This is a genomic window from Acinetobacter sp. CIP 51.11, from assembly GCF_000369665.1.
Classification (GTDB): Bacteria; Pseudomonadota; Gammaproteobacteria; order Pseudomonadales; family Moraxellaceae; genus Acinetobacter; species Acinetobacter lwoffii_S.
Genome location: NZ_KB850129.1, coordinates 318,489 through 333,725 on the forward strand (window position 1 = coordinate 318,489; position 15,237 = coordinate 333,725).

Below are 15,237 nucleotides of genomic sequence, written 5' to 3' on the forward strand. Positions count from 1 at the left end.
GGATTTTTTCTAGAAAGTTTAATTAAACCGCAGTACGCTCTTCAATTCCGTTATCCGTCGCGACAATGGCGATATCTGCTTTATTAATCGCAAAGATCCCGTTACACACCACGCCCGGAATATCGTTTAAGGTTTTTTCCAGTTCAAGCGCATTTAGAATATTCAGGTTGTACACGTCTAGAATCACGTTACCGTTGTCAGTTACCACACCTTCACGATAAGCAGGATCGCCACCCAAAGATACAATTTTACGCGCAACCGCAGAACGTGCCATTGGAATCACTTCTACAGGAAGCGGAAACTCACGACCCAATTGTCCAACCCATTTTGAATCATCCACGATACACACAAATTTTTTCGCAATAGAGGCAACAATTTTTTCACGTGTCAATGCTGCGCCGCCACCTTTGATCATATGCATATGACGATCAATTTCGTCTGCGCCATCGACATAGGCATCTAAACCACTGACAGAGTTCATATCCACTACTTCAATACCGAGCTTTTTTAAGCGCTGTGCAGTTGCTTCTGAACTGGCTACCGCAGCTTCCAATTGCAGCTCAGGTAATAAGTCAATTAAAAAGTTTACAGTACTGCCTGTACCTACGCCTAAAATGCCCCCTTTTGGCAAGTGTTTTAAAGCGGCTTTAGCTGCTGCTTGTTTTTTCTCATCTTGGGTTGCATATAGACTCATGGCTTCACTCAACTATTTTGGACTTTTGCAGCTTTTTTAAACCGCAAAGCCGTGTGGTTTGTTACAATAAGCCCCTATTTTAAACTGTTAGATGGAAAATTAACATGCTGTCTCGTTTGGTTCGACAAATTTTACAAGCAACGGTCTACGATGTTGCAATCGAAACTCCACTCGAAGCAGCGCCACGAATTAGCGAACGACTCAATAATAACATCCGCTTTAAACGTGAAGATTTACAACCGGTTTTTTCATTCAAACTACGCGGTGCCTATAACCGTATTAGTCAACTACCGAAATCACAAATGGAACGTGGCGTTATTACTGCTTCAGCGGGCAACCATGCACAGGGCGTGGCACTCTCAGGGAAAAAGCTGGGTATTCGCGCGATTATTGTGATGCCTAAAACCACACCTGATATCAAGGTACAGGCGGTTAAACGTCTGGGTGGCGAAGTGGTTTTGCATGGTGATTCATTTGATGTTGCCAATAAATATGCGATTCAACGTGCCCAGGAAGATGGGATGACTTTCATTCCGCCTTATGATGATGAACTGGTGATTGCTGGCCAAGGCACCATTGCCAATGAAATTCTTCGCCAATGGCGCGATGTGGATTACGTGTTTGTCGCAGTTGGCGGTGGTGGCCTGATCGCAGGTGTTGCAGCGTATTTAGGTGATGTCGCACCCCACGTTAAAGTCATTCCAGTGGAATACGACGAATCTGCCTGTTTAAAAGCTGCTTTAGAATCAAATGAACGTGTGATTCTCCCATCTGTGGGCTTGTTTGCTGATGGTACAGCGGTAGCCCAGATTGGGGAAAAACCTTTTGAGGTGATTCGTCTGCAAAAACCGGACAATTCAGGCCCGATCGTGGAACCGAATGTGGTGCTGGTGAATACGGATGAAGTCTGTGCAGCGATTAAAGACACTTATGACGAATGCCGTAGCATTGTCGAACCATCTGGTGCAATGGCACTGGCCGGCATCAAAAAGTACGTAGCTGAACATGGCATCGAAGGGAAAAACATGGTGTCGATTGTCTGCGGCGCCAACATGAACTTCGACCGTTTACGTTATATTGCTGAACGTACCGAACTGGGTGAACGCAAAGAAGCGATTTTTGCCGTGACCATTCCAGAACAGAAAGGTTCATTCCTGAGCTTCTGCCGTGCCTTGCAAGGTCGTAATATTACTGAATTTAACTACCGTGCCAGCGATGCTTCTGCTGCACAGGTATTTGTCGGTATTAGTCTAAAAAATGGCGAGAAAGAACGTCAAGAAATTTATGAAACCTTAAAGTTCCAGTATGACGTTGATGATCTGTCTGATGACGAAGTGGCCAAACTGCATATCCGTTACCTGATCGGTGGTCATGCCGATATTGAAAATGAACGCCTGTTCCGAGTGGAATTCCCGGAGCGTCCTGGCGCTTTACTGATGTTCCTGGAACGTCTGGGCCCGACCCATAACATTACCCTGTTCCACTACCGTAACCACGGCGCTGCTGAAGGACGTGTTCTGGTGGGTCTTGAAGCGACCGATGCACAACAAAATCCGGACGGTTTGATCGAAACTCTCGAAACCATTACCTATCCATATCAGGAAATTACCAATAATCTGGGTTATCAACGTTTCTTGAAGTAATTCTCTCAAACATAAACCGCCTTTCGAGGCGGTTTTTTTATGTCCGGCTAAAAAAAATGTATGAAGTATTTATGTAAGGCCAGATAGCTGAAAACTATAAAAATCTTTAAGATACTTACTTAGACACGAACTGATTTGAAATAAAAAGATTTAGGGAAATATTCATGGCTTTATTTGCAGTCATTGGGCTGGGCAGCTTCGGTGCAACAGTAGCGACTCAACTGATCAGTCTGAAGCATGAAGTGATCGGAATCGACCTGAATAAAAAATATGTAGAAAACATTTCCGATCAACTGACCCATGCCGTGATTGCCGATGCAACCGATGAACATGTACTGGATGAGCTGAACATTCAGCGCTGTGATGCCGTTGTTGTGGCAATTGGAGAGGATATTGAGGCCAGCATTCTGTGTGTATTGCACTTAAAAAATATGGGCGTGAAGAAAATCTGGGTGAAGGCCAAATCCAAATCCCATCACATGATTCTGACCCATCTCAATGTTGAAAAAATCATTCATCCTGAAGAAGATATGGGCGTTCGGGTGGCACAGTCATTAAGCTATCCGATGGTCAGTCGTTATATGGCGCTTGAGGATGATCATTATATTGTCAAAATTGAAATTCATGCAGATCATCATGGTACGCCACTGAATCAGTTGATGAAGCATGCTCCTGAAATCACTACCTTATTACATAAACGCGGATCTACATTGCAATATCACGTAGATGCCAATCAGATTCTTCAGGAAGGTGATATTTTACTGGTTGAAGGATTGCTGGAACCTTTGCGCCGTCTTGCTAAATATTTTAAACATCTATGAAAAGTTCTGATTTAAAGCAATACAGGACGATTAACCTCAGTCCTCCGAGCTTACTGGCCTTGGGTTTTCTCGGACTAATTCTGATCGGCTCACTGCTGCTGATGCTGCCTATTGCACATCATGGGGAAATCAGCTGGCTGGAGGCGATATTTACAGCAACTTCTGCTGTGACTATTACCGGGCTATCAGTGGTGAATGTCGGTGAGGCCTATACCGTATTTGGTCAAATCGTGATTATGTTTTTGTTGCAATGCGGCGGCTTGGGTTTTATGACCTTTGCCATTCTGGCAGTGATGAGCATGGCACCGCAAATGGGGCTAAAACAACAAGTCATGGCACAGGAGTCTATCGGTCAAACCAGCCTAAAGAAAGTCAGTTTTACCATTAAAGCCGTGTTTTTATATTCTCTGTTCTTTGAAGCGATTGGCACGCTGATTCTGACCTTGTCCTGGCTTAAAGAATATTCGTTCAGTGATGCATTATTTTATGCAGCCTTTTATAGTGTCTCCGCTTTTAATAATGGTGGATTTTCGCTTTTTCCAAACAGTCTGATGAGTTTTTCAGGACAATATCTGATTACCTTTACCATCAGTATGTTGTATATCATTGGCGGTATCGGTTTTCTGGTGCTGATGGACGTCAAAGAACATAAGCGCTGGCGTAAGTTGAGTACCAACAGCAAGCTAATCCTCTCAACGATTCTGGGTCTGAACCTAAGTGCTTTTATCGTACTTTGGCTATTGGAGGCTTCCAATCCACAGACCTTAGGTCTCATGAGTTTGGGCGATCAGGCCGTGAATGCCTGGTTCCATGCCACCGTTCCCCGCTCTTCAGGTTTTCATAGCTTGCCAATGGAACAAATGAGTGATGCATCCACTCTAGTTACCATATTTCTAATGTTTATTGGTGGAGGTTCCTTAAGTACGGCAGGTGGCATTAAAGTTGGCACATTTATTATTGTCGTGATCAGCGTGATCAGCTTTTTAAGACGCGAAGATGAAATCCGGCTGTTTAATCATTCTATTCCTGAAAAAACCACCTTTAAAGCATTGGCCGTAGTGTGTATTACTGCAGCGCTGATCATGATGGGTTTTATGAGCTTATTAATCCTGGAACCTGAACATGATTTTCTGGATTTGTTGTTTGAAGCTGTGTCTGCAGCTTGTACCGTCGGTTTGTCCCGAGGGGTAACTGAGGAGCTACAACCTGCCAGTTTGATCATTCTAATGCTGTTAATGTTCGCAGGGCGTCTAGGGCCACTGACGCTTGCTTATTTTATTGCGACTCCCAAAAAGAGTCGTCTCAAACATCCGCCTTCAGAAATCCAGATTGGTTAATCTACCTAGAAAAAACCATGCATCGGCATGGTTTTTTATTTTCATTATAAGGTCATGAAACTTGGAATCTTAGAACCAGTTCATCAATGAGACACCTAAACCGACATACGTGGCACGGTGATTATAATCAATCAGACTTTCTCCGTAACCATCAAAAAGCTGGAATTGGCCACGCAAACGCCCACTAATCGGGAATGACCAGTCGAACTGTACCGCTCCACGGTTTTCATCTCCACCTTTTAAAGTATGTCGCAGCATTAATGAAAAATCATGCTCTTTATAACGATAAAATGCGGTCATGTCTCCACGGCCAATATAGTTTTTGATTTCAGGATTGTTATCATCCTCTCGCTTCTCTTCAAAGCGATACCAAGGACGAACCATCAAGGCAAAATTGTCTTTTTCAAAACCAAGATTCAGCATCACCCGATTCCAGCTACGTGATAACGGATCAGAACGGCCATTGGACTGATGATTGATGGTCAGTCCCAACATACGCCAGTTAAGACCCAAAAGATCATAGTTGGTACGAAAAACCAAGCTGGCTTCAGGTTCATAGTTAGTTTCACGAAACGGACGAGATTCTTCCGAGTTATACACCTGCCAACGCGAAGATTGAGTATAACCAAGCCAGAGATCGCCATTATCTCCCAAAATATTTTCAACCGCCTTGGTCTTTAAAGACAGCTGAAACTTTGCTTCGGTTGAAGTGAGATTCTGTTTCTCTGTCTCTATATTATTGGGATTTTCACTCTCGGGTAATTCATTCTTGTTTGATGTCCAGAAACCTGGCATCAAATACACCGGCTGATAAGAACGAATGTTCCAGGTGCCTAATTTACTTTCCGGAGAGAGTTCCCAGCGGCTATCCAGCAAAGACAGATTCGGCGTCAGCTTTGATCCTTCAGAAGCGTAAATATTGGAAACAGTCTGACCAATTTTCGCTTTTAAATTGTCGGGTTCAGGCGCAATTTCTGCTGCTGCACGACGTTCAGAAACGATTGCAGGCTTATCAGTAACCGGAATTTTAAATAAAGTATCATAACAGGCCAGACGCTCTGCACTAATTTCCAGTGCAGCACAAGCTTCAGCCGTTGCCGGCGTGGGACTGTTGACTACTGTTTCTTCCGCATTCACTTGCGTCCCAACTGCACAGCCCAGCAAAACGCTCAGCTGTAGAGTTGAGCGCTTAAACGAATTAAGCGCCATCCATTATCCTCTTTTTTTTATTTATAGAACTTGTTGAATTACAAAACCAAGCTGTTCCAGCATTTCACGTTTTGCCACTGGCGCTACAATGGCTTTCGTCGCCTGCTGCTCGACCAGATAGGTCTGTGCAACACGCTGCAAATCATCCAGTGTGACATTCAATAAACGTTCACGTAATTTTTTACGGAACGCTGGCGTACGTTGATGCAAGTAAGAATAACATGCAGTAATGGCTTCGCCTGCCGGTGAACCCGGTTTATCCATGCTGGCAATCAGACCCAGAATGGCTTCTTCCAACTGGTGTGGCTGTTGTGGTGCATTAAGTAACCACTGAATACTCGCATCAAAATCCTGGAAAGTTTCTGCCAGACGTGGGTCACGATAGCTGTAGAAACGGAATGAACAGGCATTCCCGTCATAGCTGGCACCACCACCATAGGCACCGCCTTTTTCACGGATGGCACTGTGCAGGAAGCCATTACGCAAATAACCCGCCAGTACCATCAATGCAGCAGCATCAGGATGTGAAACTTCAACAGCTGGATAAGCAGCCGCACAGAACTGGACATTGGCTTGAATCAACCAGGCTTCGTGCTGGTCATGGGTTACTTTTTCGACTTGAGTTAATGAAACTGGTGCAGAATCAACTTCAAGTTTATCCCAGACATTCTGAATTTCTTCGATCAGATGCTCAGACTGCGGCTCTTCACAGACTAACAGGAATTGCTTTGGTGCTTGCAAAAAGACCCGATGAATCCGTTTTAATTCATCAATCAGCAGATCATATTCAGCCGGATCTTTTTCGATCTTAGACACCAGCTCGATCAGCCAGTTCAATGCACCCAAACCGGTATTGTGATAATCACGCAAAGCCAATGCACTATGCTGACGTGAAGCCGTTTGCATTGCATAGCTATGTCCAGAACCAGAAATACGTGACTGCCAGCGCGTTTTACGCTGTTGTAACAGTTCAACAATACGGTCTTTCTCATCAAAACGAAGCTGTTCAAAACCGATCTTTAACAGACGAATTGCATCCAGATGATTCACCAAAGATTTGGTGGTCAACGTTAGCCAGGCAGTAATCTTGTTTTTGTCATCGACTTTAGAACGCAAAGATGCGCCCATGCCCAGACCGCCACTTACCGCTGTCTGCAGTTGCTGGAATTCAAGATAATCATATTCACCAGCACCGACCTCGCCCATCAGGATCGACAGCAGGTTAAAGTAAGGCGACTGCACCACTTCATCCGGAATATTAACCAGAACCTGTTGATAATAAATACCATTAGTACCGGCATGATAGAGATTCAATGGCGTATCGACGTGGTTACAGATAATCTCCCGTAACTGACCTTGCACAATCTGTAATTCCGCAGGCACATCTTCCAGACCGACTTTCGGCAATAAATTCAAGTCATCCAGCGTGTCCTGACGCACATTCAATGCTTCAGTCTGCGCAATAATTTCAGCTTTCTGTTCTTCAGTCAGATTCTTGCCAATTTCAGCCAGACGCGCTTTTTCATCCGCTGCTTCTTTGGCAGATTTAGTCGCATCCGGAACCAGTGTCAATTGGACACGATGCGGATTATCCAGCAAATGCTCTTTGATCAGATTGGAAAGCCACATTGGATCTTGCAGTTCTTCCTTAACTGCGGCAATCGCAGAGTCCACATCCCAAACTTCGACCGGATCACGGTGATGAATTGCGCTGCCCAAACCGCTCAGAATCAGGCTCAGACCATACGGCGTACCATCACCATTGATTTCACGCTGATGCAATTCAATTTGATGCAGAATCGCATCGACCATGTTCTGATCAACCGGTTTAGACGCAACCTCTTCCAGAACCTTAAACACACCATTTTTAAATTCTTCTGCATGTTCAGGATTTGAACCCTGTACCGCACAGTAGAAAGTCATTTCAAAATTAGAATCATCCACGCCCATGAATGGACCTGTTGCATCAGCATAACCACACGTTTCCAGATAATGACGCAGTGGTGATGCTGAATCTTCTAACAAGATACCTTCAACTAAACGCATACCTAAACGCAGTTTAATGTCACTGGCTTCTGGCAATAACCATGACAGCACATGATAGGTCTTGTCCTGCAGGTCTTCAGCATCAACAGCATAGCTGTCTGTCACCGTCAATGGTGCAGTCAAACGGGTTTCAGGTGTTGGATACAGCGTCTGACCTTTTTCAAATTTGGACAATGCCAGATTTTCAAACTGCTCTTGCAGTTCGAATGCTGTTTTATTGCCAAAGGTCATGAAGACTGCATTACTTGGATGGTAATGTGACTTATAGAAATCAACTAACTCCTGGTAAGTCAGATCAGGAATATCTTTAGGATCCCCACCAGAATTATAGTGATAGGTCGTATTCGGGAATAAATGATGCGCCAGCGTGTGATAAAGCTGATCTGAAGGCGAACTCATCGCACCTTTCATTTCATTAAAAACTACGCCTTTATAGACAGGCTCGCCATTTTCCAGCTCAATGCGAATGCCTTCCTGGGCAAAATCCAATGGATTCAGGTTCGCAGCAAATGCTGCATCCATATACACTTCGAGCAGGTTCTGGAAATCCTTGCTGTTTTGGGTCGCAAATGGATAAGCAGTCCAGTCCGCCGCAGTAAAGGCATTCATGAAAGTATTCAATGAACGGCGAATCATCAGGAAGAATGGATCACGCACCGGGAATTTTTCTGAACCACACAGCGCAGTATGTTCCAGAATATGTGCTTCGCCTTTAGAATCCATCGGCTGGGTACGAAACGCCACCAGAAAGACATTTTCGTCGTGATTGGTCGCCAGATGATAATGCGTGGCGCCAGTCACTTTATGTTTATATTCAGACACGAAAATGTCTAAAGCTTCAACATGTTGTTGACGTACCAACTGAAACGCAGGATGTACAGTTTGAGAAATGGTTTCAGTGACATCTACAGTCATGCGATCTCCTAATGCTTTAATTAAAATAACTAAGCGCATTATAGCTTTAGTTGTTTGAATTATTCACGTTGAAAACCGAGGATTTTGATCGAATTAAGTAAACTTGATCATTTGAAAATTAAATCATCAAATTTACTTCCTGCATCTAGATGAGTATTTACAAGCTTAAGAAATCAGATATTTAAAATAGTTATAGCTTGGATTATTTTCTACAAATACATAATTTTGCTTTTGATAAAAACTGGCGGCCAGTCGGGTATCTGTTTGCAAGCACAAAGCTGAATAATGCGGACGTGCCAACTGTTCCAAATAAGCCAAAAGCTGTTTGCCTACGCCATGCTGACGATATTTCGGATGCACATAGAAACGGCGTACCCGACCAATCCGCTCTTCAATACCATTATCTCCCCATTGCTGGTTTAAGCCGCCACAGGCAACCAGTTTCTTGCCATCATGCGCCACCACCAAATATTCATTGGCGTGGCTAAAGCAGTTTTTCCCGGTGCGATATTCTTCTATTAACTTATCTACCAAATTATAGCCTTCTTTACGTGCCAGAGTTGCCAGTGTTTCGATCTGATCCGGGAGTTGTTCGGCTGTTACAATTTTAATATTCATATACGCACACTATTTGAAATTGTTGTGAAGAATGACTGTTGCCAAGCGACTTAAAGTATCATGCCAGGAGCGATATCTCTTTATAAATAAAATGTGATCCTTAAATCAATGCTGCAGCGCCCTAGTGCACAAAAATAAGTCAGTTTTTAGACCAAAGATAGCTGCTGAACAAAATACAGCATTTTTGAAAAGTATTTGAAAATGATTCAGCAAACTACAGCAATCCCAAGCAATCGTGTAAACTTAGGACTTTCATTTTTAATGTGATATTTGAACATGGCAACTGTTGATCTTTTTGCGATTGGTAATGCGCTGATTGACCAAGAATTTAAAGTTTCTGATGACTTTTTAACTGCACATCACTTGCAAAAAGGCACCATGCAACTTGCAGATGGTGAGACTCAGGCCACTCTTTATCAAAATCTTCAAGCGACTCAAGTGTATAAAGGTCAGGCTTCAGGCGGTTCAGCAGCCAACACTACTGTGGCATTTTCTGCGCTCGGTGGTTCTGCATTTTATGGCTGTCGTGTCGGCAATGACGAACTGGGACACATCTACCTGAAAGGTTTAAATGATGCCGGTATTAAAACCACCACCCAATCGATCAGTGAAGGCGTGACAGGGACATGTATGGTTCTGGTCAGCCCTGATTCTGAACGTACCATGCATACTTACCTGGGTATTACGGCCGAACTGACCGATCAACAAATTGATTTCAGCGCATTACATAGCGCGAAATGGCTATATCTCGAAGGTTATTTATCAACTTCTGACACAGCACGTCATGCGGTACAACAAGCACGTGATATTGCCCGTGCTAATGGCGTTAAAATTGCTCTAACTTTATCTGATCCTGCCATGGTGCAATACGCGCGTGCCGGTCTGGATGAAATGATTGGCGATGGCGTTGACCTGCTACTGTGTAACCAGGATGAAGCCATGATGTATACAGAAACGAGTAGCGTAGATGCCGCAATGACCAAGCTAAAAGCCATTAGCAAGTACGTTGTCATTACAATGTCAGCCGAAGGTGCTCTAATTTCAGATCATGAGAATACCTTTAAAGTGCCTGGCCGTAAGGTCATCGCAGTCGATGCGAATGGTGCCGGCGATGCTTTTGCCGGGGCTTTCCTGTACGGATTGAATGCCAATTTGGGTCTTCAAGCTGCGGCTGAACTGGCGATTCTTATTTCGAGCCAGGTGGTTTCACAATTTGGTCCGCGCTTGGCAGTTGAAGACTATGCGGCATTATTACAAGACTTTCAAAAGGAATGTGCTTAATGTTTAAAATTTGCATGACCGAAGACGTTCCAGAACGCGAAGCACGCTCTTTTGAGCTTCCCGATGGAGATAATATCTTTATCACACAGCGTGACGGTGCCTTCTATGCCTATCAAAACCTGTGTCCGCATTTGCAGGTCGAACTGGAATTTCTGGAAAACCAGTTTCTGGATCGCGATCAGGAATTTATTGAATGCTCCACGCATGGCGCCTTGTTTCTGGTAGAAAGCGGTGAATGCATTTCTGGGCCTTGCCAAGGTCAAGCACTTGAAAAAGTAGAGATTACCGTGCATTCTGATGGTGGAATTTACCTCTCAGAATAAGACTAAAACGGACTTCACCATGCCTGCATTTTTTCTAGACTATAACCTGATGCCTTTTCATCTGAGTTTATTGGCGATTATTCTGTTCGGTGTGGTGAAAACCATTGGTTTCTATTTTGGACTCAGACCCAGCAAGTTTCTGCAAAAAATTTCACCTTATGACTTTCAGCAGATGGATCTACTAAACGTCAAATTTTCCAAAACCTTGATTGTGTTTTTCTTCCTGATGAATTTTAGTTTTGCCGGCTATGTTTTACAGTTCCTGATCTATTCTCAGGAATTTAAATTTCTGCCTGCTTATTACCTGATTATTCCGGCTTTAATCATTGCGACTTTTTTTACTATTTTTATGATTCACTGTCTGGATCAGGTCATTCCACCTAAATATAAAAAGAACAATGTCAATTTACTTGGCCGTTTGGCGACAATTTCCAGTGGCAATGCCCGACCCGGTTTTTCTGCTCAAGCGCGGGTACGGGATGAGTATGGGCAACTGCATTATGTACAGGTAGAACCTGAGTTTGGTGAACTCGGTTTTCAGTCGCAGATTATCCTGATTCGCATGAGAAAATCTCATTATGTTGCTAAGAAAATTTGTAAATCTAATCAGCTGTTCAGCATGAATCTAGATTAAATTCTAAATCATTTGATAGTTATTAAAAAATCCCGACAGATATCGGGATTTTTTAATGTCTATATTTATTTTTTAAGAAGTCCTGAAACCATATTCAATACATTTTGAATATCATTATTGGCTTCCTGCTTGCTGGTTTGCTCACCTTGTGGAGTAAGCGAATCAATAATCTGCGGCAAGACCTGTGAAATCGCACTATACACATCCTGCTTCGGTGCATGGGTTTGCTGTGCAACTTCTTCAACTTCTTGCTCATCAAACAGTTTTTGCACCTGCTGCGGATCGACATTTGCATTTTCACCGGGACCGGTCGACACCCAATCATCGACCTGACTATTGAGCCCCTGTCCTTTAAGCTTATCTAATGCACCCTGTAAACCGCCCTGTTTTTGAATCCAGGCCAGTACTAAAGGCAGTACTGCAATCAATAAGGTTTTACCGGTAGAACCACCTAGTCCTGAACGAGGCTGGGCAGTACTTTGAGTACTACCACCACCAAACTGACTTAGTACTGAACCTAAAATTGCCCCCAGACCATTTTGTCGGTTCTGCTGACCGGTTTGATTCTGCTGGTTTTGAGGATTTTGATTTTGCTGAGGATTTGACTGGTTTAAATGCCCTAGCACAGACCCTAGGATATCTGCCAAGCCACCTTGTTGTGAGGACTTTTGCTGCGACTGCCCGCCACCCAATGCCTGCTTTGCTAATATTTCCACAATACTACTCAGGTTTGTCATGTCCTATATCCTATGTGCATCTTAATTACAGAATACGGCCTGCCCTCATATTGTCTAGGCAAGATTGTGTTAATATTTGCAATCTTGGTTAAGCAGGTTTTCGGTTTACCAGCGAAATTTATCCCAGTTTTCCGGATTAGCCCAAAATTTGGAGTTAAACCAGTCTGGCACGTGCTTATAGGTTAAAATATTAAACTGCCACAGCGCAAAATCGGCCTCATGTGTGGTCTTGTCAATCAGCTGGGTAAATCCTAAAGCTCTCAATAACTTTTCATTTTGCAGCCGGCTGATCACCACTAGCCGTTTGGCAAACAAATCACGTAATTTCACCAGAATTTGACTCATGATCTGTTCAGACAAATGTTCTGTTTCTGCAGTATCCAGCATCACCACAGCCAAGTCATAACGTTGCTGAAAAGGCAGATTTAAAAAGTCAGATACGCTAAAATAGGACCATTGAATAGCTGGCTGAAACTGGACTTGGCTCAAGTCCTGCCCAATACAAATAGCAGTATGAATTGGCTGTTCCTGTGCGAAATCGTCTAGCATTGAAGTAATGACATTCTGCTCAGCCATAACTGCATCCTTATGATTTAAGTGAGTAATTTTTATGGAACTTCAGGGCATTTGTCATAAAATGCACGTCGGCCTCAAGGACCTTAGTGTAACTGATCAACAGATACAGCGGGCAAATGTTGAATATAAATTAATTTTAGATCGTGCAGAAATTGATCTTCCGTTTAATTTAGGCCAAGAAATCGAGATTGAATGGACCGGTAATATTTACTGCGTGTCTTGTGGCAACAAAACTTCCAAATCATTTTCGCAAGGTCACTGTTTTAAATGTTTTAAAACCAATGCTTCATGTGATATGTGCATCATGAAACCAGAGACTTGCCATTATCATTTGGGCACTTGCCGCGAAGATGAGTTTGCACAGAATGTCTGCTTTCAGCCACATATTGTCTATTTGGCCAATTCTAGCGCATTAAAGGTCGGTATTACCCGTACCAGCCAAATGCCGACCCGCTGGCTTGATCAGGGCGCGACCCAAGCCCTGCCGATTATGAAAGTGGGCTCACGTCGTCTTTCTGGAAAGCTTGAGGTCATGTTTGGTACTCAGGTTGCTGATAAGACTGACTGGCGCAAGCTGCTCAAAGGTGAAGCAGAACCATTGAATCTGATTGAAGTGCGTGAACAACTTTTAGAAGAATTCGCGCCTAAAATTCAAAGCATTCGTGAAGAATTTAATCAGAATCTAGAATTTAATGAAAATATTGAAGTATTGGAAGATGAATTCGCACGAGAATTTATTTATCCGGTAGAACAATATCCAGAAAAGATTAAATCGCATAATCTGGATAAAACTCCTGTCATTCGTGGCAAATTACAAGGCATCAAGGGTCAGTATTTAATTCTGGATACTGGCGTAATTAATATGCGCAAATATACCGGTTATGAACTGATTATTCGTGCTGAATAATTAAAAAAGGGAGCAAATGCTCCCTTTTTTATCCAATAATATTAATCTGATCAAATAGCTGCTGTTGTATAAGCTGTGAATTAATATTTTGGTCGGCAAAATAAGGGACTTCGAAGCTTTCTTCTCGTGCTTCCACCACAATCGGCTCAATGAGTGAAACTGATGTAGTCGGCCTTTCTATATCTTGTAGGAGCAATGTTAAATCAACCTGAATATCTTGATGATCATTTTCTAAACTTGCAGATTCTTCATCTTGCTCAATCGCTGTAGTAAGAATATCCTCAATAGAAGCATGTTGCTCCACGTTTAATGGAAAATTAATTTTTGCTAATGAAATAGTTTCACTACGCTGGCCTGCTGCATTCTCCGAATATAAAGTCAAGAAGCCACCTTGTGCAATTGGATTTTCTATACTCCACTCACCCTTTGCATTTGCATAAGTCACATATTCCTGACTATCAGCAAGAATCACAATTTTACCGTAAGGCATTGTCTCGCCAGTAAGCTGTTCGCCATTTTCCAAAATAGTAGGGACAACTGGCTCAAACAAGATGTAACTTGGCTGTTCTGGCTCTATAACAGGTAATTCTGGCTCAGGAAATACCACAGGAATCGCCAATGCAATGATGTTAGATCGAATACCTAAATCATTTACCGCATAAATCTCTAAAGTTCCTCCTTGTGCAATTGGGTTGAGTAACGACCAATTCCCCTGACCATCAACACTGGTTGAATATTCATAATCATTTGCCATCACAATAATCTGCGTATGAGGGGTTGCTTTACCTGATAGATATTCACCCTGCTCTAAAATCACTGGGGTAATAGGTGCCCAATCTGGAAATACCGGAATTTCAGGAAGTGGTGCCATACCAGAAATAATAGGTGGAGACTCTTCTCCAAGTTCATTACGAGCAAATACTTCTATAAAAGTACCCGGCACAATCGGATTTAGAAGTATCCATTGCCCATTTGCATCAGCTTCGGTGTTATATTCAACACCATTATGCCTAACCACCACCGTCACATGTGGATCAGCCGTACCGACTAAATAATCACCCTCTTGAGAAAACACAGGTATACTCGGAGGTAGTGGTGCTATTTGCGCTAATCCAATTTCTAAGGAAACAATTCCTTTTGCATTTACAGCAACAATCGTCACTGAGCCAGTGCCTGAGATAGGATTATTCAGTGACCAACTTCCCTGCGCATCAGCATTAGTTTGATATTGCTGACCATTATAAGTTGCAATAATAGTAACAAACGGATCGGCTATACCAACAATTTGGCTACCAAACTCCGTTACCTCAGGCGTAGAAGGTTTGAGAATAATTGCAGTTTCATCGCGAACATAACCTTTCCCCGGTTTATTTGGTTCATGACCTTTTCCAGGTTTATTTGGTTGTGGGTGATAGTGAGGTGATTTAACGACCTGCGCATGCTGCGAAACAGGATTAAAATACGATATTTTTTTCATTATATGCCTTATCATTTTT

The 15,237-nt window shown here is 43.0% G+C and carries 14 protein-coding genes; 7 read left to right on the forward strand and 7 right to left on the reverse strand.

The annotated features are described in order from the left end of the window. Positions 1-22: 22 nt before the first annotated feature. Positions 23-694, reverse strand: coding sequence for a ribose-5-phosphate isomerase RpiA (rpiA, locus tag F894_RS05295; RefSeq protein WP_004279784.1), 672 nt, complete (start codon positions 692-694; stop codon positions 23-25). A gap of 104 nt (positions 695-798) precedes the next feature. On the opposite strand from rpiA, the gene ilvA reads away from it, so the two are divergent. From ilvA to F894_RS05310, 3 genes are all read left to right on the forward strand, one after another. Beyond that, the gene (gene ilvA, locus F894_RS05300; RefSeq protein WP_005246542.1) at positions 799-2,337 is read left to right on the forward strand and encodes a threonine ammonia-lyase, biosynthetic; all 1,539 of its coding nucleotides are present in this window, start codon (positions 799-801) and stop codon (positions 2,335-2,337) included. Positions 2,338-2,501: 164 nt separating this feature from the next. Next, entirely contained in the window at positions 2,502-3,158 is a 657-nt protein-coding gene (locus F894_RS05305; protein ID WP_005246545.1) for a potassium channel family protein, read from the forward strand. Continuing rightward, positions 3,155-4,495: a TrkH family potassium uptake protein gene (locus F894_RS05310; protein WP_005246547.1), complete on the forward strand. Its 1,341-nt coding sequence runs from the start codon at positions 3,155-3,157 to the stop codon at positions 4,493-4,495. Before F894_RS05305 ends, F894_RS05310 begins: the two co-directional genes overlap by 4 nt. Before the next feature lie 69 nt (positions 4,496-4,564). On the opposite strand, the gene F894_RS05315 is transcribed toward F894_RS05310, so the two are convergent. From F894_RS05315 to F894_RS05325, 3 genes are all read right to left on the reverse strand, one after another. Continuing rightward, positions 4,565-5,704 (reverse strand): phospholipase A, encoded by a 1,140-nt coding sequence (locus F894_RS05315; protein WP_005246548.1) that lies wholly within the window; start codon positions 5,702-5,704, stop codon positions 4,565-4,567. Between the two features lie 21 nt (positions 5,705-5,725). Next, the gene (locus F894_RS05320; RefSeq protein ID WP_005246550.1) at positions 5,726-8,665 is read right to left on the reverse strand and encodes an insulinase family protein; all 2,940 of its coding nucleotides are present in this window, start codon (positions 8,663-8,665) and stop codon (positions 5,726-5,728) included. Between the two features lie 165 nt (positions 8,666-8,830). After that, positions 8,831-9,283 (reverse strand): GNAT family N-acetyltransferase, encoded by a 453-nt coding sequence (locus F894_RS05325; RefSeq protein WP_005246552.1) that lies wholly within the window; start codon positions 9,281-9,283, stop codon positions 8,831-8,833. Between the two features lie 276 nt (positions 9,284-9,559). Between F894_RS05325 and F894_RS05330 the strand changes: the two genes are divergently transcribed. Genes F894_RS05330 through F894_RS05340 form a run of 3 tightly spaced genes read left to right on the forward strand, consistent with a single transcriptional unit; the run spans position 9,560 to position 11,521 of the window. Then, a complete protein-coding gene (locus tag F894_RS05330) occupies positions 9,560-10,564 on the forward strand; it encodes an adenosine kinase (RefSeq protein ID WP_005246554.1) in 1,005 nt (334 codons plus the stop codon). 14 nt (positions 10,565-10,578) lie between these two features. Next, complete coding sequence (locus F894_RS05335; RefSeq protein WP_004279797.1) at positions 10,579-10,887, forward strand: Rieske (2Fe-2S) protein; 309 nt, start codon at positions 10,579-10,581, stop codon at positions 10,885-10,887. 19 nt (positions 10,888-10,906) lie between these two features. Then, the gene (locus F894_RS05340; protein WP_004279798.1) at positions 10,907-11,521 is read left to right on the forward strand and encodes an OB-fold-containig protein; all 615 of its coding nucleotides are present in this window, start codon (positions 10,907-10,909) and stop codon (positions 11,519-11,521) included. Between the two features lie 65 nt (positions 11,522-11,586). On the opposite strand, the gene F894_RS05345 is transcribed toward F894_RS05340, so the two are convergent. Both F894_RS05345 and F894_RS05350 read right to left on the reverse strand, forming a co-directional pair. Continuing rightward, positions 11,587-12,258, reverse strand: coding sequence for a YidB family protein (locus F894_RS05345; RefSeq protein WP_005246557.1), 672 nt, complete (start codon positions 12,256-12,258; stop codon positions 11,587-11,589). 105 nt (positions 12,259-12,363) lie between these two features. Next, positions 12,364-12,834, reverse strand: coding sequence for a DUF6231 family protein (locus tag F894_RS05350; protein WP_004279801.1), 471 nt, complete (start codon positions 12,832-12,834; stop codon positions 12,364-12,366). Between the two features lie 34 nt (positions 12,835-12,868). Between F894_RS05350 and F894_RS05355 the strand changes: the two genes are divergently transcribed. Then, positions 12,869-13,741 (forward strand): DUF2797 domain-containing protein, encoded by an 873-nt coding sequence (locus F894_RS05355; RefSeq protein ID WP_005246559.1) that lies wholly within the window; start codon positions 12,869-12,871, stop codon positions 13,739-13,741. A gap of 28 nt (positions 13,742-13,769) precedes the next feature. Here F894_RS05355 and F894_RS05360 read toward each other — a convergent pair whose 3' ends face one another. After that, the gene (locus F894_RS05360) at positions 13,770-15,218 is read right to left on the reverse strand and encodes an Ig-like domain-containing protein (protein WP_005246560.1); all 1,449 of its coding nucleotides are present in this window, start codon (positions 15,216-15,218) and stop codon (positions 13,770-13,772) included. Positions 15,219-15,237: the final 19 nt, after the last annotated feature.